Source organism: Aurantivibrio plasticivorans, assembly GCF_055392955.1.
Window position 1 is genome coordinate 2,840,111 of sequence record NZ_AP036020.1, and the last position, 22,983, is coordinate 2,863,093.

The 22,983-nt window shown below is 47.7% G+C and carries 21 protein-coding genes; 1 reads left to right on the plus strand and 20 read right to left on the minus strand.

The genetic code is table 11. The annotated features are described in order from the left end of the window. Position 1 precedes the first annotated feature (1 nt). The 12 genes from ACZ5NB_RS12775 to ACZ5NB_RS12830 form a co-directional block, all read right to left on the minus strand. Positions 2-487 (minus strand): DinB family protein, encoded by a 486-nt coding sequence (locus ACZ5NB_RS12775; RefSeq protein WP_460234966.1) that lies wholly within the window; start codon positions 485-487, stop codon positions 2-4. 84 nt (positions 488-571) lie between these two features. Continuing rightward, positions 572-964, minus strand: coding sequence for a hypothetical protein (locus tag ACZ5NB_RS12780; protein WP_460234965.1), 393 nt, complete (start codon positions 962-964; stop codon positions 572-574). A 150-nt stretch (positions 965-1,114) separates the two neighbouring features. Next, positions 1,115-3,271 (minus strand): patatin-like phospholipase family protein, encoded by a 2,157-nt coding sequence (locus tag ACZ5NB_RS12785; RefSeq protein WP_460234964.1) that lies wholly within the window; start codon positions 3,269-3,271, stop codon positions 1,115-1,117. Between the two features lie 83 nt (positions 3,272-3,354). After that, entirely contained in the window at positions 3,355-4,704 is a 1,350-nt protein-coding gene (locus ACZ5NB_RS12790) for a DUF58 domain-containing protein (RefSeq protein WP_460234963.1), read from the minus strand. Then, complete coding sequence (locus ACZ5NB_RS12795) at positions 4,701-5,624, minus strand: AAA family ATPase (protein ID WP_460234985.1); 924 nt, start codon at positions 5,622-5,624, stop codon at positions 4,701-4,703. The genes ACZ5NB_RS12790 and ACZ5NB_RS12795 overlap by 4 nt, the downstream gene beginning before the upstream one ends. Before the next feature lie 173 nt (positions 5,625-5,797). Then, on the minus strand, positions 5,798-7,228 hold the full coding sequence (locus ACZ5NB_RS12800) for a DUF4350 domain-containing protein (protein ID WP_460234962.1): 1,431 nt from the start codon (positions 7,226-7,228) through the stop codon (positions 5,798-5,800). Beyond that, positions 7,225-8,883: a hypothetical protein gene (locus tag ACZ5NB_RS12805; protein WP_460234961.1), complete on the minus strand. Its 1,659-nt coding sequence runs from the start codon at positions 8,881-8,883 to the stop codon at positions 7,225-7,227. Before ACZ5NB_RS12805 ends, ACZ5NB_RS12800 begins: the two co-directional genes overlap by 4 nt. After that, on the minus strand, positions 8,870-9,892 hold the full coding sequence (locus ACZ5NB_RS12810; RefSeq protein WP_460234960.1) for a stage II sporulation protein M: 1,023 nt from the start codon (positions 9,890-9,892) through the stop codon (positions 8,870-8,872). Before ACZ5NB_RS12810 ends, ACZ5NB_RS12805 begins: the two co-directional genes overlap by 14 nt. After that, positions 9,892-10,569 (minus strand): RDD family protein, encoded by a 678-nt coding sequence (locus ACZ5NB_RS12815; protein WP_460234959.1) that lies wholly within the window; start codon positions 10,567-10,569, stop codon positions 9,892-9,894. The genes ACZ5NB_RS12810 and ACZ5NB_RS12815 overlap by 1 nt, the downstream gene beginning before the upstream one ends. A 6-nt stretch (positions 10,570-10,575) precedes the next feature. After that, positions 10,576-11,325 carry a DUF975 family protein gene (locus ACZ5NB_RS12820; protein WP_460234958.1) on the minus strand — a complete coding sequence of 250 codons (750 nt, stop codon included), beginning with the start codon at positions 11,323-11,325 and terminating at the stop codon, positions 10,576-10,578. 249 nt (positions 11,326-11,574) lie between these two features. Then, positions 11,575-12,081 (minus strand): single-stranded DNA-binding protein, encoded by a 507-nt coding sequence (ssb, locus tag ACZ5NB_RS12825; RefSeq protein ID WP_460234957.1) that lies wholly within the window; start codon positions 12,079-12,081, stop codon positions 11,575-11,577. A 120-nt stretch (positions 12,082-12,201) separates the two neighbouring features. Then, the gene (locus tag ACZ5NB_RS12830; protein ID WP_464107553.1) at positions 12,202-13,680 is read right to left on the minus strand and encodes an MFS transporter; all 1,479 of its coding nucleotides are present in this window, start codon (positions 13,678-13,680) and stop codon (positions 12,202-12,204) included. Between the two features lie 251 nt (positions 13,681-13,931). Between ACZ5NB_RS12830 and ACZ5NB_RS12835 the strand changes: the two genes are divergently transcribed. Continuing rightward, on the plus strand, positions 13,932-14,597 hold the full coding sequence (locus tag ACZ5NB_RS12835; RefSeq protein WP_460234955.1) for a LuxR C-terminal-related transcriptional regulator: 666 nt from the start codon (positions 13,932-13,934) through the stop codon (positions 14,595-14,597). A 39-nt stretch (positions 14,598-14,636) separates the two neighbouring features. Here the strand turns inward: ACZ5NB_RS12835 and ACZ5NB_RS12840 are convergent, their stop codons facing one another. The 8 genes from ACZ5NB_RS12840 to ACZ5NB_RS12875 all read right to left on the minus strand — a co-directional run bounded on the left by ACZ5NB_RS12840 (position 14,637) and on the right by ACZ5NB_RS12875 (position 22,978). Next, positions 14,637-15,248: a glutathione S-transferase family protein gene (locus ACZ5NB_RS12840; protein WP_460234954.1), complete on the minus strand. Its 612-nt coding sequence runs from the start codon at positions 15,246-15,248 to the stop codon at positions 14,637-14,639. A gap of 47 nt (positions 15,249-15,295) precedes the next feature. Continuing rightward, positions 15,296-15,874 carry a DUF4136 domain-containing protein gene (locus tag ACZ5NB_RS12845; protein ID WP_460234953.1) on the minus strand — a complete coding sequence of 193 codons (579 nt, stop codon included), beginning with the start codon at positions 15,872-15,874 and terminating at the stop codon, positions 15,296-15,298. Between the two features lie 195 nt (positions 15,875-16,069). Continuing rightward, positions 16,070-17,104: a hypothetical protein gene (locus ACZ5NB_RS12850; protein WP_460234952.1), complete on the minus strand. Its 1,035-nt coding sequence runs from the start codon at positions 17,102-17,104 to the stop codon at positions 16,070-16,072. 248 nt (positions 17,105-17,352) lie between these two features. Further along, a complete protein-coding gene (locus ACZ5NB_RS12855; RefSeq protein WP_460234951.1) occupies positions 17,353-19,446 on the minus strand; it encodes a PQQ-dependent dehydrogenase, methanol/ethanol family in 2,094 nt (697 codons plus the stop codon). Positions 19,447-19,708: 262 nt separating this feature from the next. Next, entirely contained in the window at positions 19,709-20,119 is a 411-nt protein-coding gene (locus ACZ5NB_RS12860; RefSeq protein WP_460234950.1) for a type 2 periplasmic-binding domain-containing protein, read from the minus strand. An 11-nt stretch (positions 20,120-20,130) separates the two neighbouring features. Further along, positions 20,131-21,324, minus strand: coding sequence for a hypothetical protein (locus ACZ5NB_RS12865; protein ID WP_460234949.1), 1,194 nt, complete (start codon positions 21,322-21,324; stop codon positions 20,131-20,133). Positions 21,325-21,354: 30 nt separating this feature from the next. Then, entirely contained in the window at positions 21,355-21,768 is a 414-nt protein-coding gene (locus ACZ5NB_RS12870) for a phosphate ABC transporter substrate-binding protein (protein WP_460234948.1), read from the minus strand. Between the two features lie 10 nt (positions 21,769-21,778). Then, positions 21,779-22,978, minus strand: a complete 1,200-nt coding sequence (locus ACZ5NB_RS12875) for a porin (protein ID WP_460234947.1) — start codon at positions 22,976-22,978, stop codon at positions 21,779-21,781. Positions 22,979-22,983 lie beyond the last annotated feature (5 nt).

The following is a 22,983-nucleotide window of genomic DNA, read 5'->3' on the forward strand; positions in this document are numbered from 1 at the left end:
TTTACGTCCCTCTACGCTCGGGCTGGACTTCGTGAATAAATATTCCATAGCCGTCAAACCGATGCGGCACCGCCGCTAGATCTAATGCGTGAGCAATATTGCCACGATGATAACTGCCATGATTTACGATATGAAAAAGGGTTTCGTTGATGGATAGCGTCCCTCGTTTACCGTCTGTGTAGGTAAACGATATCGAACGTTCACCGTCATTCAGGGTAGAAACATAATCCAAATACCAATGCGAAGACACGTCTAACCGGGCTTTTAGCTCGTCGAAGTGCGGTACCACCTTAGTATTCGTGGCAGCATGTGGCAGAGGCTTATCCTCTAATCGACTTCTAAACAATTCTTCAACTATCACAATATGATTGATTTGCTGGAGAGCAAACGCATAACTGTCGGGATAGAGTACTCTATCGATTTTTTCGACAGCCATCAGCGTACGATCATCGGCCCAGGTTTTGTATTCAAACATTTTTGTTATCATGCGGCTCACTCTCCTGCCCTACGCTAGCCTTGCATAGCCTAACGTTTCGCCATTGCTCACCAGACGTTTTTCGGCGTTTTTCCGTTACTCTACCGACGCATTTAAAAATGCATCCATCGCATCGGCTAGTTCAGACTCAGATGAACATATGTGTGTGGTGATTGATATTGAAGTAAAGAGCGGGATCAAGAATTCAATGATATTCCGGCTTTCCTGAGAGAAGGCGCGAAATAGGGAAATTTGCAGCCCCCTATCTCTAAGCACTAGAGACAGCGTTTGCAGCTTGGCGAAGTCTGAATATCGAAATTCAACATCTCGACAACCACCAAAGTCTACGACCTCTACAAACTCTGGAGGTAAAGCCGCATCATCAATCATACGACTAAAGTGGGAGATGATTTCGCCGGTTGTTAAAACGTCATCAACGCGGGTGAAAACAAACTTACTATTCTTTTCGTGGGTATATGTAACCGGCATTCCTGTGCTCTACATACATCAGTCTTATAATTGACATATAAAACCCTTTTTTTATTAGAATATCAAGCATCTTATTATTTGCCGATCACAAGACCATGGTTTGCCCTATAAAAAACATTACCGTTAATCAAATTAAAGCTCGTTGGTTAACTACAACCATCCCTCGGCTTCATTCACTTGTAACATACGTTGCCCCAATTGGTAGCCAAGTTCTCGGTAGGCTTCAAATTGGGGCTCATCAAAAAACTGGTCCGCTGTAGATTGATCTGGAAAGGTAGGGTTTGCTGTTTTGTAACCGATAAGGTCTGCCGTTAAGCCCTTCACCAAGGTTGTTTTAATATAAATCAGTCGACCTTGGCTACCATCATGATAGGTGATAGTGCCGAGGGCAAAACCGTTTTTCGCTCCGTTATATTTAGAGACAAAATAATCATCGTCTTCGCTACCCGGCAGTAAGTTCTCAAGACTGTAGTCTTTCGAGTCAAATGCTATTTGTGCTCCAAAATCTACTCGAACTCTCTCAACCAGATTGGCGAGATCAGAGAATTGAAAATCAGGATCTGCACCGCCATCCGTACAAATAATCACGTTTAGTTTACGGCGAATTAATTCATACAGTGCTAGATTCTCAAAATGACCACCGTCGGTTAGTTCAATGGCTTTTCGCTTCTCATTTAAACCTCCACTTAATACGCCACCTGTCAATGCGGGGTAGATAAAATTAGGCGGGAAGGAAAACTGCTTTCTAGGGTTTGGATGCGTAGCCCAAAAACCCAGCCGCAAATTCAATATAGACAAAACGGTTGCCACAATGCGATCGCGAGTCACACCTTTCCCGGCGACTGCATCATTCGGATTAACGGCTGCGCCGGAAATCGCCATTGCAGTCGACAAGGCCATCCCTGAACGATAGCCTTGTTTAAGATAATCGCTCGAATCACGCCAGCCCGTCGCGTCGCTACCACAATACAGCGGTGATAAAATAAAGTTGTCCCCGCCTCTCCCTCGGTATTTTGAGATCTCTGAATCGACTAATGTAATGTTGGTATTGACGATGTGATACGGCCGCTTATTCTGCTGGCACATGGTATCAATGTTAGCGGTATCAGCTTCAGTAGCCATTCCCCAGGAGTTATCCCGTACGCTATTAAGGTTTGGCATGAACGTTTCCATCAGGCGGTCACGATACATACGATGCAAACCCAGATAATTGATATTGACGCACATACTTAAAATGATGGCGACACAGACCATAACCAAGGTTAACCACCATGTAGGCGCATGCGCGAGGATAATAACTTCGGCTATCCAATACGCCATCAACGCCAAACCATACAGCATTAATCCGCCCGTTAAGATCACAATAAATCGATTCGCACGGCCGCCCGCCTGCATCAATCGCCTAATTTGGGTTACAGCACCGAGAAGCCCGGCAATAACCGATGTACTTGCTGCCGGCATACGCATATCGGCTGACGTAAATTCAACAATGATTAAGTGGACAACTTGAATGCTCCCTAACAGCGCACTACCGACACCAATCACGATGAGGTAGCCATTGCATTTTTGAACCAGCGTCCGGAAGCGATAATGCCAACTCGCTGAACCACCATTAAACCGGGTAAACAACGAATAAACGTAGCCAAAAAATAAGAACAACAAGATCGTAATAATGGATATGATAAAAAACCCGTTACCTAAGCCAAATTCAACACCCGGCCAAGCCTCGATACCACCAGGAAAAAATGAATAAAAACCGTACTGCTGAAACGCGACCATAAATGTCGTCAGCAACAATAAATAAGCGGTGAGTGAGACGAGCAACGCGCGCAGTGTATAACCAATCAGCGCGACAGACGTTAATCCTTGCCCAGGGATAAGGTAATTGCCATGTTGTCGAATGTAATCAAGAATAGCGTTCGGACGATAGCGTTCCGATGCAATTCGATTACCTGAAAACTTTTGACCTAAGGGAAAGTTATCGGGGGAGGTGCCAAAGTATTCATCTGAAGTACTCTCTTGGCGTTTCATCCAGCTAGGTATTTTCTGACTTAAGAACCACGTCAACGCTGAGCCAATATAGCCACCACCGGACACCGTTGATAGGTAATCCACTTTTTTTAACTTATCGTGCGACACTAGCGACTGCATCACACCCAACGCAAATGAAGCCGACCGAATACCGCCCCCAGAAAATGCTAGGCCGACTTTTTTCTCTCGTTCAAAGTGTGGATCTTGTGCGAGATGCTGCTCTTCACTGGTAATAACATCATCGACCTCATTGGTATAATTTTTATTGTCCGCCATATTTGCCCTTAGCGCAGAAAATCGCAGGAGATACTTACTATGAGAAAAGGTTGTTGCGAAATACTTAGACGTCCGTAGCGCTTTTACAGGCGACCACTACGTTTTAATGCCCAATACTCATTCACCAACCGGATGTGTAACTGTTGCGGCGTTGAGTCAGTAACAATAACACCTTGCTGCCGGAGACTATCCATTAGCCTGTCACGAGCGCTCAACAAGTTAGTGGTTTCGGCGAGGGTTAAGCTCGATTCAAAATCGATCACCGGCGTTTTGACGGTTTCATCAAGAAATGACTCGCGCAAGTTAGCAACCATGACAATATGTTGCTTCGCCAATAACCGGGTAGCCGCCACTACGTCTTCACGATCTTCTTCTCGAAGATTAGTCAACAATACCACCAACGAGCGTTTGCGATGCCTACTCATCAGCTCAGTACTCGCTTCCACTAAATCGCTAGTACTTGAGGAGCTATGCAAATCATAAACGGTGTTCAGCAAGGTATTGATACTTGCCTTGCCTTTAACTGGCGGAAGCCAGCGACCTTCGCCTGCAAAACTCAACAAGCCAACACCGTCGCCTTGTTTAAGTGCAACGTAGGACAAGAGTAGTAAGCTATTCAGTGCGTGATCGAAGTGGCTAAGTTCACCGTCTTTGGTTCTCATTCGGCGACCGCAATCAAGTAGAAAGATAATATCTTGATCGCGCTCATCTTGATATTCGCGGGATATAATTTTGCGATAACGCGAGCTGGCTTTCCAATCAATCTGCCGTGTTGTATCCCCTTCACGATACTCACGCAACTGCTGAAAATCCATCCCCTGGCCACGACGCTGAATTAAGTGCACGCCGATTTGTGAAATCTGTTGATCGTGCCCCAAGGTTTCAAACTGACTGATCGCCGTAAAGTTGGGGTAAATTTTTACCATCTGCGGTTGTTCTATCCGCTCTCGAAAATCCCACAAACCTAAACGCGAACGAATTCGGAAATCGATGTCGCCAAAACGAGCGGCACCGCGTTGAATAGGACGAGCAATGTAGCTCAACTGAGCGCTACTGCGCATATCCTCTTTGCGACTTTCCTCGAGACGTAGATAACGCGGAAAACCCTCCGCCGTCACCTCACTCGGGTAGTGATCAATAATCGTAATAGGAAGCGGTCGTTGGGTGCAGTTTTGAATCGTGATCGCAACTTTATTTGGCGCTCCCACAGCGAGACTATTGGGTACAGTACGGGTAGCCTGTATGGGTTGCTTTTCTCGCCACACGCTGGCGTCAATAAGTGCCGCCACGATAACCGCGGCAAAAACAAACCACCACAGTAAACGTAAACTGCCAACAATACCGTCAGGCAACCAAAATGAAGAAACACCAATGCCCAGGCCAATCACCATTAGCCCGACAAAGAGTTGTAAACAAAGCCGACTTGGCCTCATTGACGCGGAGCCTCGACAGTATCTAACAACTGATCGAGTACAGTGTCGGAAGTTTGTCCGTCAATTTCGGTATTTGCAGACAAAATGATTCGATGTCGCATCACAGGATGTGCCATCGCTTTGACATCATCGGGCAACACAAAACTGTCGCCTCGCAACAACGCATTGGCGCGTGCCGATTTTATTAACGCGATACTAGCCCGAGGACCCGCGCCTTTAACAATCGCGGTACTTTCTCGCGTGGCGCGCACCATACGAACGGCGTAGTCCATCACATGCTCATCCACGGTAATTTTAGTCGCTAACTCTTGGAGTTTTAGAATGTCACTGGGTTGCACAATCGGTTCGTTGGATTGGCTCTCCATTAAATCCCCTGTTGCTTCTTTGGCGACGGCCCGTGTCAATGCAATTTCACTGTCATAATCAGGGTAATCCATGGTGACTTTCAATAAGAAGCGGTCTAATTCCGCTTCGGGAAGTGGATAAGTCCCTTCTTGTTCTATTGGGTTTTGCGTAGCAAAAACCATAAAAGGCAGATCCAATGCGTGTGACTCACCTTCGATAGTGACTTGTTTTTCTTGCATGACTTCGAGTAAAGCGGCTTGCGTTTTTGCCGGTGAACGGTTGATCTCGTCCGCCAATAGCAGGTTGGTAAACACTGGACCTTTACGTACACGGAAGTTGCCATCGGCCATATTGACCATAGCATGCCCAGTGATATCAGCGGGCATTAAATCCGGAGTGAACTGAATACGCTTAAATTGCCCACCAAAACAACTGGCTAATGCACGCACCAGCAAGGTTTTACCGAGACCGGGGATCCCCTCTAACAACACGTGACCATTGGCGATCAGAGACACCAACACTTGATCAACCACCTCTTCTTGCCCGATGACAATACGGTTTACACGATCACGCATGGCATGTAATTTTTGACTGGCTAACTGGAGCACCGCTTGTTTTCTATCTTGCGCACTTGTAACCTCTCCGCTGCTAGCTGGCGTGCTGGCGGAGGGATTACCGTTGGCGGTGTTGTTACCGTTATCTCCGGGTATCTCATCACTCATAGCGTTTACTCTTATCTCGTCAATTTTTATCGATTGAGCTGCTGGCTCGTGCGCTGCAGCAGTTTGATACACATATAGAACTTCAATTCATCTTTTGGCACTTCCCCCATTAACATATTGTTAACCGTGTGCCGGGGTAAGTCCGTTAGTTCATGCAGTTTTTCTTCTAACAAACGTTTGTTTTTTTCATCATCATCGATGCGAAATAGATCGGGGTACAAACGCTGTACTTTGCGTTTGATCTCAGAGCGTAAGCCCTCAACTAATTCGCCAGTTAAGCCTTGCTTCCAATAGTATTCCGCCATAGTATCGATGTGCTCTTTGAACGAGCGGCGGGTTAGATGGTCGACAACGTGAATCGGCCCAAATCGACGGGCTGAATAGACAATCCACAACACCAATAGCAACAGACTGGCAATGGTGACTTCACGAAAATGCTTCCAGATGAGATCCAATAAGGTTGGCACTACCGCGCCGTATAGGAAGACAACTTGATCACTGCCGTCGGTTAAAATTTGCAACAAATGTGCGTGATCTAACAAGCCGACTTGATCGTTATTCCAAATATTGATGTCGGACATCACGGTGAGTAATCCATCACCGACATCGAGCTGCATGAATGTAATGGCTACGTCGTTTCCCGCCCAGTAAAACGACTGAATACCTTGGTAGTCTTCCGAGTCTTCGTAAAAGCTGGGATGATCAAGTGAGCCACTGCCGCTAAAGTCAGCCAACAAGGTGTAATCGATACCATTGAAGGCTAACCGTGAGAAATTATCACTAATTAGGTATGACTCTAAGCGGCGAACCGTACTGGGCACATCGCGTTCTTTTTGCAATATTTCTTGTTCTGCTTTTGCACGCTCAGCTTGCTTTTCGACTAATTCTCGGCTGCGTTCAATTTCCTGTTGAATCCTCTCCGCGCGCTCTTCACGTGATTCTTTTTGGTCATCGACAGGCTCATCAGCGTCGTCTTTATCGGGGTTAAAAAAATCGACTTGCTCTACATTGGAGTACTGCGCACTACTGAGAGGTAGCTCTTCTTCAACTTCATTTTTAGTAACATCAAAATATGATAGCAATACATCGCTTTCATCTTCATCCAAGAAAGGCGCCGCAACAACCAAGTGCCCTCCTTGCTCCATCCATTCGATGAGTTGTTGAGCTCGACGTTCATTTAAAACTGCATTGTTCTCGCGAATAATTAGCGTACCGTTATCAGTGAGTTCATCAAGTACGCTAAGCTCTGAGCTACCAATAACATTGTCGGCGTACTTTTTAACGAAACGTTCAGCCGCTAAATAAGGGTTGCGCAGCGCTTCTTGACTCCATCCTAGCGGCACCCATTCTTCATAAGGCTCTAATCGAGTCCAAATAAAGTAGCATAGCCACAACACAACAATGACGAGCAGGCCCACAATAAGGCGCGGCACCCAGGAAGAGGTTGGCTTACTCATTGCCGCTCTCCAGTGGGTTTAGCATCGGCCAACTCGAAGAATTGCGGCCACTGCCTGCACAAGGCAATGACTTGGTCTTCGCTGGGCACTCGGTGTGCGTAGGCTATAGACTGCCAAATACGCGTCAGCTTCCACATATATTCTGGAAGATTTTGGTGGGTATTTGTCGTTTCCCGTGCGGCTACGCTGGCTTCAACCACGGTGGCGCATTCCTGTTCGGTGTAGCCATCAAAGAATTCGAACGAAAACTCATGAATTAAATGTGAGAGCGTTGCCCTATACAGCAAGCTGACCGCTTCGCGAGATTGGCCCGCTAACCACAACTGTTTAACCTGAGCGATTACATCTTTAGGAATGCTGTCACGGCGAACATCTAACCCAAACAACACCTCAGGCTCCTGACGTTGTTCGGTTTGTATTGCAGGGCGATAGCGGAACATCGCCATCAAACCATTGCGATAACGGTAAATGATGTAAACCACAATACCGATCAACAAGGCCCAGAACATAATCTCGAGAGCACCGGCAAGGGTTCCAAATGCTGAACTCAGGGCTTCGAAGACTTCCCAGATTGCCAGCAGCCACTCGATTAATGTTTTCAGAAAACCCCAGTCTTCCTCGTTAAATTCAGGATCCTCAACATCCAGCGGTTTGAATCTATAGCCTTCTTTTAATTCGTAACGATTGAAGTCTTCACTGGACAACACATCGAGAATATTATCTTTGCTCTGTCGAGCAAAGGATGACTCGTTTAAGGCATCGTAGTATTGCTCGACAACCGCGTTATTCGTTTCTTGTGCACTGTCTGTTTGCGCGCGCACATCCGTGGCAGTGAAACTACCGAAGGTAATCAATAGAAAGGGAACCAGAGCGATGATCGCTTTCGGCAATTTTCGTCGAGGCGTTACGCTGACGTTAGCCTGGTGTTGTTCGAGCATATGACGAAAACGAATTTCTACATCCCACGCTTCTAGCTCTATTCTCCGCCCAATATACAGTGAAAATCCGCCAGCGACATAGAAAGGAGCCATGGCTCCCATGACCAACCAAGTCAACACATTACTCAGTAATGAGTACTCTTCCGCTTCTGCAACAAAGAAGTCGAAAAATTGCTCTTGAAACTCGACCGGTAATAATAGTAGTGCAATAGCCCATACACCCAGCATCAATATGGTTTCGATATGGACGCAGACAATCGTCATCCACAACGCGGCATTGCCATAGGTTTGGTGTAAACCGGTTAACCTTTGTGCTCGCGCTTTACCCTTTAGTCCTTCTAATACGGTCAGAGGTAAATCAAATGATCGAGAAGGACTAAAACGGCGCCACAGGATAGCGGCAAAAAAATCTGTCTTGGCGATGCTAAAAAATTGTCCTAGTAAAGATTTAAGCGGCGGATATTCACTAAACAGGGCGCGACTTAAATACAGTAACGGTAGCCGCTCCCAAATTGGCTTCAACCACCATACAACCATTAAAGCAAGCCAACTATATTTACCTCCAACTAAGCTCAACACTGCCAAAGTAATACCACTCGGCACTGCCCACAACATCCATAACGGTAAAAACCATTGGCGAGCCATGGCAAAACCAAGATCTCCCGCTTGCCAGCCATTACGAATACGTGGCTCAATGGTAATTTTACTCAGATCCATCAGTCACCCGCGCGTACATCATTGAGGCGCGACGGCCCATGTATTTTATATACCCCAACACGAGCGCCCATAACACAGCGCCAACTGATAGCTTCACCCAGACCGGTGTGGATGCCTTAGAAGACCAAAACGCTTCAATGAATGCGGCGATCAACAGCATGACGCCCGCGCCAATGACAATTTTGACGGCTTCGCGACTCGCCTCACGCAGTGAACCCAGACGCGTAAAATGCCCTGGGCTGATTATGGATACGCCGAGTTTCAACCCTGCGGCACCTGCTAGCACGATGGCTGTTAACTCGAACGATCCATGGCCGATAACGAAAGGATAAAACGTTTCGTAATAGCCCAGTTGTGTTAAATGCCCAGTCACAGCACCGAGAATGACGCCATTAAAGAGCAGCACAAAAACGGTATACACACCCAGTAGTATGCCACCTGCAAACTCGCGAAAAGCAATGCCGATATTGTTATAGATATAAAAACCAAACATAAAGAGATCGGTGTCGGCTTCACGTTCTCGCCCTAAAATTCGCCGTGATGGGTCGTACATCGACTCCATTTCGCGGACTTGATCCCAGCTCATTACGCTATAGATCATCTCTGGATTGAAGTAACACAAAACGCCAAGCATTATGCCGGGGATTAGAAACAGAATGGTGGCCCATTTAACGTATAGGCTGTTGTCATGAAGCGCACGAGGAAAGTCAATAATAAAAAATCGTAACCATTGATAACGAAATCGCGGGTTCCCTGCATACAAACGATTATGACAACCAACAACGATTCGATTAAGCCGATCAACCAAGTGAGGCGAATAACGACGTTTCTTTGCCAGCGCTAAGTGATGACAAACCAAACGGTAGGCTTCAGGCACTCGGGCAATAAATTCTTCAGACACTGGCTCTTGTTCTTTCTTTTTTCGCCAGCGCCATCTACTGGTAGAAAGCCACGCTTCGAGATCGAGCCATAAAGCCGTGTATTGCAATTCAAAATCTTGCTGTCTCATTAACCCACTAATCCACGTCCAATGCCGCGCAAGTAATCCACGCGATGCTGTTCATCCACGGGCAGCAGTGGGCCCATAATATTTGCTAATTCTTGTTGGCGTTCGGCACTGAGTTGGTTGTGCCGCTGGGCAAATCCAATCACCGCCAATTGATCTTCACGACCCATCGGGAAATTGGCAACTTGAGGTCGTGCATCCGGAAGACCGCCCAAACTGTTTTCCGTTTGGCGATAGATCACTAAAGAGCCAGCGGCGAGATCACCCAGACGCTGGAAGTGTTTAGTATTTGCCATGGTGATAATGCCAGCGAAATAGGCGATAGGCATGGCATCGGCAAAACGAATAAAGTTGCGCACAATCGACGTACCCCAACCAATCGACGTGAGGTCGTCGTTCACAACAGCAATACCCATCCATTTTTTGCCCGGTGTTTGTCCCTCACTAAGGACTTCGAATAGTACGGAGTAAAACCACGAAAACGAAAACCAAATGATTAGTAAGATGCCCCAGCCCGCAGCGCCAGTGAGTGATAGCAGGATGAAACAAACCAGTTGCACGCCAGCAATGACAAACTGATCGAGCAGCCACGCCAGGCAACGAATAACAATGCCTGCCGGTTCAGCATAAAGGTCGATACTCTCGGGTGTTTCAACACTAATTTGGGTAGAAATTTTCATGCAGAATTAAGCAGCCGGTCCTTCAACGCCAAACATATTGCGATACATTACTCCGAGGGATAAAACACACAAAGGACCTACCCAAATCATACCAATAGCCAATGGAATCGTGGCGATTATGCTCAATACGCCGATAATGAGCAGTAAGCCGAATACGGAAAACCAGCGCTTTGAGATAGCCTTACGCGAAGCTTCTAATGCTTCCCACGGACCTAAGCCTTTATCAGCAATCAATGGTATGACTAGCGCGTAGGCAACCATCAAATAAATACCCGGAAGAATAAACAACATGAAGCCGATAAAAACCAGCACGTACATGATGAACATCGCCACAATCAGGTTTAAGCTTTTATCGAAATAGCTAAAGACCGAACTCACATCGAGTGGCTGATCGACCGAGCCCTTTACGCCAAGCATCAAAAAGCCTGCGTTCATGGGAATGAAGGCAAGCATGGTAACGATAGAAATTAGAAAACTAATGAATTGAGAGGCCGTTTCGCCTGCGAACACCCCCAATATGCCGCCGACTACACCTGCTACTAAGGAGACGCCTACATAGGCTGCAAAGTAAACCAGGAAGGCGAGAAACATAACCATTTTTCTGCCGGAAACCCGCTGCCAAGCTTCCGATAAGGTTGCGCCAATTGAAAATTCGTATTCCCCCGCGATGGCTCGCTCTACCGAACCGTAGTCTCCGTTGTCCTTGCTGGTCGATAATGACGCTGCTGGAGCCGCATAGATATCGCTTTCGCCCATAAATAGATCCTTCCATTTCTTATTTGTCTTATCCTGCAAGCAAGTCGCATCATAAAGCGGTTAATAGCATCGGCTCAACTCGGATTTCTAACACGACTGACGAGCGACACCACAACGCGATGTAGCCCCTAGTGTGCAGCATAAACCGGCGAAACGACTAAAAAACAACCACCCCTGAACGAAAAAAGCTCCCAACAGGGAGCTCTTTAGTAATACCGAAAGCAACAACAGGATAGCTTGGAGTATTTTTTAGAACGGAATATCGTCGTCAAAACTATCCATGCCCGCAGGCGCTTGTTGCGGGGCCTGCTGAGGCTTTTGATTGTAGTTATTTTGTGGCGCTTGCTGTGGACGCTGCTGAGGCGCATTGTTGTAGCTACCGCCACCCATGCCAGAGTTGCCCATACCCGACGAGTCGCCTCGACTATCAAGCATTTGCATTTCATTGGCAACGATTTCAGTGGTATAGCGATCTTGTCCCGAGTTATCTTGCCACTTGCGCGTACGCAGTGAGCCCTCAAGATATACTTTGCTACCTTTGCGTAGGTATTCCCCGGCAATTTCTGCCAAACGATTGAAAAACACCACACGGTGCCATTCGGTACGCTCTTGGTTCTCGCCGGTTTGTTTGTCTTTCCAGGACTCTGAAGTCGCAACAGTGATATTGGTAACGGCACCACCGCTAGGCATATAGCGTGTCTCTGGGTCTTGGCCGAGGTTGCCGATCAAGATTACTTTGTTGATACCACGTGCCATATTATTCTCCTAAACAGTCTATTCCGGCGTAGCGCAGGGCACTTCCGTCCCTAAACGCTCCACTTTACACCAGGCGCAGCAGTCACAAAAGCGCTGACCCAGGATTTATCTGAATTTGATTTAGCTGAGACCCAATTCGGCAATTGAGTCTGACTTGAAGACTTTTTGATCCACTTTGAGATGGGCCGCGCCTTCATGCTCGACGTACCAAACTTCAGCCACACCAGGCAAAGCCAACAGCTTGTTGAGCAACTCATCCTGGCTTTCATGATTGGTCAACTTCACATGAATGTTAGCGAGATAGCGAGGCTGGGCCATGGTAATACTAACCAACCACCAGCAGGATACTAAGGCTGCACTCCCCGCAAACACACTACCGGCGCCCGCCCAACCATAGAGGTAACCACCAATCATACCGCCAAGGAACGCGCCCAAAAACTGCGATGAGGAATACACCCCATTCGCAGTACCTCGGGTGCCAGCCGGTGCGATTTTACTGAGCAACGATGGCAGAGTGGCTTCGAGTAAGTTAAACGCGACAAAGAAACAAAATAATCCAATGAGTAACACTGTCGATTGATCGTAGCCCCATGCCAATACGCCCTGCATCACAGCTAGCAGAGCAACGGCCCCGCTAAACACCCATTTAATTTGACGTTTTTTCTCGGCGATAATCATGAAGGGCAACATCACGATGAACGCTCCACCGAGCAACGGTAGATAAACCCACCAATGCTGCTCGCCAGGAATTTGTATCACATCACGCAGCAGACTGGGGAGAACCACGAAGCTCGCCATCAGCACAAAATGCAATACAAAAATACCGAAATCGAGCCGCAGCAATTGCGAATGCCGCAACACTTTGCCCATAAGCTCGCGCTGAGTTGTCACCTCATGTACTTGACGCCCAACGGGCTTAGGTACAACAAAAAATAATATAGCGAGACCAATCACCGCAAAGAGCGCTGTAATCCAGAATACCGCATCGACACCACCCGCCTTAGATACGAGCGGACCGATGATGAGGGCGACCGAGAAGGACAGCCCAATCGAAGCACCGATACTGGCCATTGCCTTAGTACGGTTTTGATCGGAGGTTAAGTCCGCCACCATGGCCATGATGGCGCTGGCGATAGCTCCCCCACCCTGTAAAAAGCGCCCCAGGATCAACCCATAGATTGTTTCTGCGCTCGCCGCGATGACGCTACCCAACGCAAACAGGATGAGGCCCACCGCAATTACTTGTTTACGCCCCCATCGGTCAGACCAAATGCCAAAGGGAATTTGTAATAACGCTTGGCTACAACCGTACGCTCCCAGCGCCAAACCCAGTAGCTGTGGAGAGCTGCCGACGTACTCGTCTCCGTATAGGGTCAGAACCGGCAACACCATAAACAGCCCCATCATCCGGAAAGCGTAAAGCATAGCCAGAGAGACAACGGCGCGGCGTTCGTTTGGTAAGGCTGTGGACGTTAGCGACACAAATGACTCAGGTAATAATTGTTTGGTTTCGAAGGGTTTTGAGGGCGGCCATTCTACCTCAATTCGCGGGATTGGCGCAGAGATTCCATAAAATGTCTTGAATAAAGCGCCAAGCATCTCGAGAAATACCGGCTATCCGGTTAGCGGTACGGTGGGAACCGTTGTGATTGCAGGGCCAGGCGGGCGCTATTAACCTAGGAACAACCTACGATCAGTGCGCGACCAGAGAACATCGGCGCTATGTTGATCCTAGTGAGCGATCAAAGCTTAGCCCACGTCGGGAAGCTAGCGAGCCACTTGGCTCACTACGATGTACACAATGGAGCAGCGGGCTGGGTATCAAGCATTAAAATAATGGAATTGAGTGAATGGCAGTAACCTCGATAACCGCTAAATCAGAAATCGCACCAGGCGTCGCCGTGTTCACACAGAGCGATGCCGGAGATCGAAAACCCCTCGCTGACGCGCTCCATTTAGGCCTCGAACGGGAGGTCAACATTCGCGTACTAGCGGACGGTGAAGACGTCAGCAGCCTATCACTGCTGATGATTGACTGCGGCTGCTACGCACCAAATCGAATTCAGGGTTGGCTCAATTCCCTTGCTCCACAAACCATTCCCCCGGTTGCGCTCTACAACACCGAAGAATCCAGCTTGCATGAGTCACTGCTTGAGTGGCCGTGTGTCAAAGGGTTTTTCTTCAGTGATACCGACGGGAAACAAATGATTGAGGGCTTGAAGCTGCTGTTGAACGGCGATTTTTGGGTTCCCCGGCGTCTCCTACATGCCTACCTCGAGCGTAATCGGCGTGCCCCAACCCACCAAATCAAGACAGCGGAGCTTCTTACGAAACGGGAACGAGAGATTCTGAACCTACTGGAGAACGGCGCGACCAATGCCGCCATGGCAAGCGCTATGAATGTCAGTGAGCACACCATCAAAACGCATCTGTACAATATTTACAAAAAGATTGATGTCGCCAACCGAGTCGAAGCCATTAATTGGTCACGACAAAACATGTCCGCGCAAGGCTAACCACTCGTCGTCGTTAGCCTCGTACCCAACAGTAATTCATCAGAGATACCGAGCAACCGCTGAACTATCTCGCTGATCCATTGCAGCCAACCAACAATCAACATTCGCAAGATCTTGCCTAAACTCGTTACAAAAGACTCTCAACATTTGATAACCACAGTAGGCGGTAATATCAGCGATTGTTATTTTGTCACCGACGATAAACGGCTGTGAGAGTAATTGTTCATCCATCATCGCCAAGCACTGATTGATTTTCGGCAGCTGCGTTTGTGCCCACTCAGGAAACTGCTGAATGGAATCTTTAAATAGTGGGTAGGTATGGTGGCCATATTCCAGAGAGGGAACAAACAACCCAAACTCCATGCGTCGCTGCCACATTTCGACAATCGCCTGCTCCTTCGAAGAGTCACCGAATAGACCACTTGGTTTAAGCGATTCTAAAAAGCGGCAAATCGCCACACTTTCGCTAATCGCGCTACCATCGTCCAGCACAAGAACGGGAATCTGACCGACAGGGTTGATAGACTTAATGTAAGCTTTATCGACCGGCCCATCGGGCAGTTGCTCTAGTTCTAACGCTAACGCCTGCTCTAGTGCAAACATCTGCACACGACGTCCGTTAGGTGCCAAGTTTTGTGTCACTAATCTCATAAATACACTATTGCCCTTAACTAAAGTGAGGCCGACTAACGTGAAGCCTACCGAGTTGGAGGGAACTCTGACAGCAATTGGTTGATGATCACATCTGTCCGTTCGCTGCGCTCTTCTGGAGTTAAATCAGACATTACTCGATACTCTGCGCTGCCGCGCCAAATAAGCTGCTGATCTGTCGCTTCATGAAAATCCACCAGCAGCATTGTTTTAGCGACATCGTCGCTCAGTGTTTTGCCGATACTAATACCCACACCGCCAAAGCCGCCGCGAGATCCACCACCGACACCGACTGAAGTGCTCACACGTGGTCCACTGCCGCTATCGGTAAAGCGTGTTGAGCGATCCACACTGATGAAAAAGTCTGGCTCACCTGACTCTAACAACACGAGGCCCTTGGCAATCATCGCTTCATTAACACTTTGCTTGATACGCTTTAAATCAAGATCATTTGGGTCAACATCGGTGCCACCAACGTCCTGCCAGCGATAAAATTGCAACTCTGTGAAATCTACACTCTCATCATAGTCATAACCTACCACCGCCGGAGTATTAGCACAGGACGCTAAGACAAGAATTACCGCGGTACAAGCACCCGTTTTCAATAGTTTAAAAAAAGCTTCCATCAGACCGACCTCAGTTAATCCTATGCGTTGTAAATTCAACGTACCACTGATAGATACCGATACATAACATACGCAACCTCAAGCCTCATTCGACAACGAATAACGACGAAGGTTGACCCATTTAAAAAAAATACCCATAAAAAAAACCAGCGGTTACGCTGGTTTTTTTTATGGGCTATTAGCCGGATCAATCGACTATTTTTTCTTTGCGTCTTTTTCTTCTTTACGCGCACCAGCCAAAATATTGGTCATCGCGTAATTGCCTTCATGACATGCATACTCGTATATTTCATCACTGGTGGTATTAAAAACCATTTCACCACGCCAAGGCTGAGTATATATTTCTGGGTCATCCACAGTAAATTCGTAGAATAACTCGTTATCGGAAATACGCGTAAGCCGCTCGGTGACTTCAGCGTTTTCAGACATATAGTACGAGGCGCTAAAGTACAAACGCAATGCTTCGGCTTCTTTAAAGTTCTTTGATTTAACAACTAACGTGTCACCATCCCACCACGCAATTGAATCACCTAGCCATTGGCTTAGCTCTTCAGGCTTGTGCTCTTTACTGAGACGAATGATGCGAGCATCGTGATTCATTTCAACCAGAATCATCACGGCATCTTCAGACTGCACAATGCGATAGTTGTTGTTATACATCACATTCAACATGGGTGGGCCACCGCTCGAACCAAAACCCACGAGACAGCGATCACCGACTGAACGAGGCTCTGGGCCATCAAAATTGGTGCGTGCTTCGGATTGCTTCGCTTTGAATATCTCCATCCCTTTTTTTGAGTATGGGAGCTGGCCGTTTTCTGGCTCGACTATCCACGAAGTACGATACTTTCCATCGATTTTCGCCAGTCGTTCACCCGATGCGACCCAAAAGCTGTTATACCCACCCACGCTGCCTTTGGCAGGTGCTCCTTCATTTGGGTCGGTTGGCTTGAGGCCAGCTTTTTGACGCGCTTCAACCATTGCCTGCATTTTAAGAGCATCTTCTTCAGACATAGTCAGAGATTTATAACGCGCGGGTCTTGTTAGGCCCGTGAGGCTCACGTTGGTCCAGACGCCTTGAAAGTCTGGCTGGCCATTGGCTAGACGCGGCGGCTCATAACCTTTTGCAAGTTTCTCAGCAGTAGATTCAGCCACTGCTGTTGATGAACAAACACCGATCGCCAGCGCAATCAAAGAAGATGTAACTGTAGCTTTGTAAAATTTCAGCATGAAGCCCCCGAAATAGAGTCTAGAGGAAGCGGCTAATCCGCAGGAGCGAAGGATATACAAGCCGCGATGAGATGTGTAGTGAGATTTGTTTAGAAAGGTTACCAAACAAAAACCATACTACTGGCTGCTTTTTTCAATGGTGTTGGGCTCAATAACATGGGTATTGGGCTTGATAACATGGCGGCTTACAGCCTCACAAAAAAGGCCAGCAATTGCTGGCCTTCATCTTTGACGCTATCACTAGGGCCTTATCGATGCGCTTCACGCACAATATAGGCTCGAATAGCTTCGGCATCTTCTGCCGTTAGCTGGCCTTTAAAAGAAACCATGCCTTTTTCAGCCAAGACGCCGTCGATGACGACTGCTTTCCAGGTATCAGTAGTCATGATGCGAGGGCTCGAGCGCAAGTCAGGAAAAGTGCCCGGATCGGCGCTGACCGCTTGCGGACCATGGCAAACGCTACAAAAACGCGCATAGCTTTGCTCTCCTTGAGCGATAAATTCGTGACCGCCGAACATTTCAGGCGGAGTAAATGTCGCTTCAGCTCGCGTAGCCACCTGGCCTTTATCAGTTGGCAGCTGCGCACCACCATCGAAGTTAAATACTAAGACGCGGGAGTTATTAGTCGATGCATCTGTTGTCGACTTTTCACCCTTTGGCAAACCTCGCGCACCGACAACAACGGCAACCTGTTGCTTGCCATCTATAGTGAACGTCGACGGTGCAGCGACGACTTTAGCCTGCACTGGAGTGGTCCAACGCTGCTCGCCTGTACGCGCATCGTAAGCACTAAAGTTACCTAACTCATCCCCCTGGAATATTAGGTTTCCAGCCGTTGAGAGAATACCTGCAACGCTGCGTGTGGTGGAGAACTCATGACGCCACACTTCTTTTTGCGCGACGGGATCCCACGCTAAGATATAAGACTTACTCTTAGGCACGTTCTTGCCACCACCCATCATCATGCGTGCGCCTTTGGCAAAGTCAGTACCCGTATTCCAGCCTTTGCCAGAAGACTCAAACTTTTCCACGGACGCGTACCCGCCCACTTGCTCCCACACCGGGATATACATTAGACCGGTCTCTGGGTTGAACGCCATTGGGTGCCAGTTGTGCGCGCCCAGTGGGCCTGGCTGAACCAACGCCGCTTTACCTGTTTTGTCGTAACGGGCTTCGGGGTTTTCAACCGGACGGCCAGTTTTCAAATCAACGTGTGTAGCCCAATTTAAAGGAGCAAATGGTTCTGCCGAGAGCAGTTCGCCGGACTTGGCATCTAGTACGTAAAAGAAACCATTCTTGGGAGCCTGCATGACGACTCGACGCTGCTTACCTTTAACGTTTAGGTCGGCCAACACAATGTGCTGTGTGGCAGTGTAGTCCCAAGTCTCACCCGGTGTTGTCTGGTAGTGCCACTTGTATTTACCGTCATCAGGGTCCAGTGCAACAATAGAAGACAAAAATAGGTTGTCGCCACCCCCTGGGCTACGAATCGCCTGATTCCACGGAGAACCATTACCGACGCCGATATACAAGGTATCAAGATCGGGGTCATAGGCCATAGAGTCCCAAACGGTGCCGCCACCGCCCTCTTTCCACCATTCGCCATTCCAGGTTTTAGCCGCTTCTTCTAATTCGGGTTGCTCAAAGCCATCGTCTGGATTACCGGGAACAGTATAAAAACGCCAGTCCAAATCACCTGTATTTGCATCGTATGCAGAAACATAGCCTCGCACACCTAATTCAGCACCGCCGTTGCCGATCAGAACTTTGCCCTTAATCACTCGAGGAGCACCAGTGATGGTGTAAGGTTTGGTGGTATCGACAGTAATTTTGTCCCAGAGCACCTTCCCGGTTTTCGAATCCAGAGCGATGAGTCGCCCATCGATGGTGCCGACGAAGGCCTTACCTTGCCAAACTGCCACACCACGGTTAACAACATCACAGCAAGCATCAACACCCTTTTTACGATCCACTTTTGGATCAAACTCCCACAGCAGCTCTCCGCTTTTTGCGTCGTAAGCTTTTACCATGCTCCAAGCGGTGGTGATGTACATAGCGCCGTCGACTACGATTGGCGTCGCTTCCTGACCGCGGCTGGTATCAATATCCGCCGACCAAGCCAGTTTTAGGTCCGCAACATTGCGAGTAGTGATTTGGGAAAGCGGGCTATAGCGTTGCTCATCGTAAGTTCGCCCATGGCTCATCCAAGAACCTGGCTCTTTGTTAGCATTGATAATTCGCTCGCCATCTACCTGTGCAGAATAAGGTGCATTCGCCGCGATGGCGTGGGTACCAGTAAGCGCGAGTCCTAACATGGCCGTCAATAGTGGAGATTTCATCATGACTCTTCTTCTATATGGTTTTCTGTGATCGGGGTATGTAAACCCGCCTAGTCTAGCCAGATTGCCCCTATAGACCAATCGTTGAAAAGCAAATAAGTGTTACTTAAATCGATGAAAAAGAGGTTTTAACTCGAGGACGGTGCAGAGCGTATTCGTTAGGAAGGCTTTTTTGGGAGGGGAGCGAAACTTAATGACGCTCACCGGCTATGTGCCACCAGTGAGCGAGAACTAGGTAAAAAAAGTGGTGTTTAGTCGCTGCCTGTTATTTGAGCGTCGCGACGACTTTAACGTCCGGCGTAACCGCAGCCGAATCGATATAGCCAACCAATCGAGGATCCGCTTTGACCGCCGCAATGACTTCGGCATCATTGTTTACCGTATTGGGTGGGCTACCTTTTCCGGTAAACACTAATTTAGACCAGTAGGCCTTAACTTGGCTGTTCGATTTGTTGAGCACCACGCGGTTAAATTCCGTTGTTACCGCCTCACCATCCCCTTGGTTAATCACCTCAACGTCTTTTCCGTCGATTTGATTCGCCTTGCCCAAGTACACTCTTTCCAGCGCTTTCACATCAGCGGCAGTAATTGGCGAATCGCTACTGACAATGACCGCTATTTCAGCTTGAGCCATAGCAGACGCAATGAGTGTTAAGATAATAATTAGGTATTTCATGATGTTGCCTCCTAAAATACAGCGTCGATAGCGACTCTAAAAAGGTTGCCGCTGCTTGCTGGCGTGTTGTCTGCATCGATATCAGAATATTCCGCTTTAATAGCTACACCGGATGTAAAGTCCCAACGCACACCGATCGAATTAGTTTTTTGATCAATTGCTGTGGCTGCTGTAAACCCATCTATAAGTGCAATCAAGCCGTCTGTTACTGTCGGAATCACCGGAATATCGCTTGTTAAGTCGGGAGCTTCATTGTCAGTCTCAGAGTGAGTGAGATGAATCATCCAGTCACCAAAGGAGTAGCCTCCAGACACATACCAACTTTGTTGCTCGGCAGCGGGGCTATCATCGACGGCAAGATCCGTGAACTCCGTAACCACCAAGAATTGTCCGAGCTCTGCTTTAATCGACAACGAAGAATAAACAAATTCGTCTTCTTGGAAAGCCAATATCTCTGCGGTATTTTGTGCACCTGTGCCCACCAAACCAACGGGCAGACTGTTGAGCGTCGCGATCAAACCACCAACCGAGCCAACACCAGGTAAGGCAATATCTGAATACCCTTCGATGGAAGTTTCCGTGCTTTGCGCACCAGCTCTAACCGTCAACCAATCGTAGACCATACTCACGGCAAAGCCGCCACGTTTTCTACTATCAACAGAAAGATCAACTCCTGAAGACTCAACTATTTCTGAAGCGCCTCCGTAAAAAAACTGACCTGTAAAATAAGCGTCTCCAAAGCTCTTTTGATAAATAAGCTCGATACCATCTTGAGTACTCCCAGCACCTAAATAGACTTCGCTGGGCGGGCTGATCCAGTGATAGGCATAGCCAACATCTAAAAAGTCTGAATACAAATAAAGAGGCGTTTGGTATCTACCTAATTTAAAGGCTAAATCATTGCTGAACTGATAATTGACATTGGCCCAGGTCACTTGAGGATCAAAGCCATTAGCTCCGTTCGCGAGAATTTGTACGGTCACCGAGACATGGTCGTTGATATCAGTGGAGGCCTGCAAACCAAGAACACTATCCTGCTGAAACGTTGCTACATCCTCATAACCGGCTAACTCGTCTCCCTCATCGGCGTCGGCAATACCGCCACCGACGCTAAGAAAGCCGTTCCACGTAATCTCTGCAAAACAAATACTCGGTAGAAAAAACATCAGGCCCATCAGTAATTTTTTTGGATACATCAGTTTCATATCAACCGCCTTGTTGGTACTACGTGAGAGTTATTTAAGTGTCGTCAATACCTTCACATCGCCACTAACGGCTCCGGCATCTATGTAGCCGATTGCACTACTATCGTTTTTGAGAGCCTGAATCACTTCAGAGTCACTATTAAACTCTTTTGGCGGAGTACCTTTCCCAGTGAAAACCAATTTCGACCAATAGGCTTTCACCTGACTATTTGATTTATTCAATAACACACGGTTGAACTCTGTCGTCACATCGCTACTGTCGACCTGATTCAAGGCGCTGACTGAAACATCACCTAGGGATTTCGATTTCCCAAGATAGAGTTTTTCAAGCTCCTTTAAATCTATCGACGACAAAGGTGACGAGGCAGCAACAACCACAGCGACTTCGGCGACAACAGCGATCGGCATAAATAATGTCATAATAAAAATTAAAAGCTTCTTCACGTCACTCTCCTTAAAAAACTGCATCGATAGCGAAACGCAAAACCTTGCCGCTGCGAGAAGGGTTGTCCGTCACCTCTGTGTCAGCGTACTCAGCTTTAAACGCAACGCCCGGTGAAAAATTCCATCGCACACCGAGAGAATCAGTTTCTTTTTCAATCTCATAGAAACCGGTAACGCCATCGACAGCAGCAATCAGCCCATCAGTTACCGTTGGAATCAAAGGAATCTTTGAAGATAAATCAGCCGCATCCTGATCTGACTCAGAATGAGTAAGGTGCACCATCCAGTCCCCGAAACGGTAACCACCCGACACATACCAGGTGTTCCCATCGGCACCTGGTCCCGATTTGTAGTCAAGGTCCGTAAACTCAGTGACGAATAAAAAGTTTCCAGGTTCTAGTTTTAGCGCAGCAGAACCGTAAATTAGTTTGTCGTCTTCATAGGCAAGATCGTCAGCCACTTGAGAAGCTCCAGTACCGACAAGCCCTACGGGAAGACTATTCAATACAGCGCGCAAACCATCGATATTATTGAGTGGTGCTGGCAGTGGCACATTCCCGTAGCCATCAACGGTCAGATGTACCGGGTTGTAACTGAGGCGGACGGTAACCCAATCAAACGCCATAGTGCCGACTAAACCCCATTGCTTTCGCCACTCGGTAACAAGATCTGTCCCACCAGTTCCACTGAGGTCTGCATCGTCACTGCCGTAATAAAATTCTGCGGTTACGTCGGCAAAAGAAAAACTTTTGTCATATACAACGTTGATACCGTTTTGTGAACTTGCGACATCAACATACACATCGCTTGGCGGGCTGATCCAGTGATAGGCATAGCTCACTTTCAAGTAGTCTGAATACAGATAAAGTGGCATTTGATAGCGGCCTACACGAACCATTAAATCGTCATTGACGTTATAGCTAATGTTGGCCCAGGAGATTTCCGGCTCAAATTCTCTACTACCTTTCGCAAGCACTTGCACAGTAGCGGTCACTTTGTCACTTAATTCGCTAGAGGCTTGCAAGCCGAGCACACTATCTTCTTGAAACGTAAATGTATCTTCGTAACCTTCAAGCGTTTCACCTTCATCCGGATCTGCTATACCGCCGCCTACGGTTAAAAAACCGTTCCAAGTAAAATCGGCAAACGCGATATTAGATGAACAGATTAATACACCAGCCAAACTTACTAGCCATTTAGTGGATTTCATAACTT

Excerpts from the sequence above, each read along its gene's own strand:
- ACZ5NB_RS12845 (WP_460234953.1), bottom strand. The coding sequence starts at position 15,874 with ATGGAAGCTTTTTTTAAACTATTGAAAACGGGTGCTTGTACCGCGGTA.
- ACZ5NB_RS12830 (WP_464107553.1), bottom strand. The coding sequence starts at position 13,680 with ATGCTTGGCGCTTTATTCAAGACATTTTATGGAATCTCTGCGCCAATC.
- ACZ5NB_RS12865 (WP_460234949.1), bottom strand. The coding sequence starts at position 21,324 with ATGAAACTGATGTATCCAAAAAAATTACTGATGGGCCTGATGTTTTTT.
- ssb (WP_460234957.1), bottom strand. The coding sequence starts at position 12,081 with ATGGCACGTGGTATCAACAAAGTAATCTTGATCGGCAACCTCGGCCAA.
- ACZ5NB_RS12850 (WP_460234952.1), bottom strand. The coding sequence starts at position 17,104 with ATGCTGAAATTTTACAAAGCTACAGTTACATCTTCTTTGATTGCGCTG.
- ACZ5NB_RS12800 (WP_460234962.1), bottom strand. The coding sequence starts at position 7,228 with ATGAGTAAGCCAACCTCTTCCTGGGTGCCGCGCCTTATTGTGGGCCTG.
- ACZ5NB_RS12810 (WP_460234960.1), bottom strand. The coding sequence starts at position 9,892 with ATGAGACAGCAAGATTTTGAATTGCAATACACGGCTTTATGGCTCGAT.
- ACZ5NB_RS12790 (WP_460234963.1), bottom strand. The coding sequence starts at position 4,704 with ATGAGGCCAAGTCGGCTTTGTTTACAACTCTTTGTCGGGCTAATGGTG.
- ACZ5NB_RS12795 (WP_460234985.1), bottom strand. The coding sequence starts at position 5,624 with ATGCGTGATCGTGTAAACCGTATTGTCATCGGGCAAGAAGAGGTGGTT.
- ACZ5NB_RS12835 (WP_460234955.1), top strand. The coding sequence starts at position 13,932 with ATGGCAGTAACCTCGATAACCGCTAAATCAGAAATCGCACCAGGCGTC.
- ACZ5NB_RS12775 (WP_460234966.1), bottom strand. The coding sequence starts at position 487 with ATGATAACAAAAATGTTTGAATACAAAACCTGGGCCGATGATCGTACG.
- ACZ5NB_RS12815 (WP_460234959.1), bottom strand. The coding sequence starts at position 10,569 with ATGAAAATTTCTACCCAAATTAGTGTTGAAACACCCGAGAGTATCGAC.
- ACZ5NB_RS12805 (WP_460234961.1), bottom strand. The coding sequence starts at position 8,883 with ATGGATCTGAGTAAAATTACCATTGAGCCACGTATTCGTAATGGCTGG.
- ACZ5NB_RS12840 (WP_460234954.1), bottom strand. The coding sequence starts at position 15,248 with ATGAGATTAGTGACACAAAACTTGGCACCTAACGGACGTCGTGTGCAG.
- ACZ5NB_RS12780 (WP_460234965.1), bottom strand. The coding sequence starts at position 964 with ATGCCGGTTACATATACCCACGAAAAGAATAGTAAGTTTGTTTTCACC.
- ACZ5NB_RS12785 (WP_460234964.1), bottom strand. The coding sequence starts at position 3,271 with ATGGCGGACAATAAAAATTATACCAATGAGGTCGATGATGTTATTACC.
- ACZ5NB_RS12875 (WP_460234947.1), bottom strand. The coding sequence starts at position 22,978 with ATGAAATCCACTAAATGGCTAGTAAGTTTGGCTGGTGTATTAATCTGT.
- ACZ5NB_RS12855 (WP_460234951.1), bottom strand. The coding sequence starts at position 19,446 with ATGATGAAATCTCCACTATTGACGGCCATGTTAGGACTCGCGCTTACT.
- ACZ5NB_RS12820 (WP_460234958.1), bottom strand. The coding sequence starts at position 11,325 with ATGGGCGAAAGCGATATCTATGCGGCTCCAGCAGCGTCATTATCGACC.
- ACZ5NB_RS12860 (WP_460234950.1), bottom strand. The coding sequence starts at position 20,119 with ATGAAATACCTAATTATTATCTTAACACTCATTGCGTCTGCTATGGCT.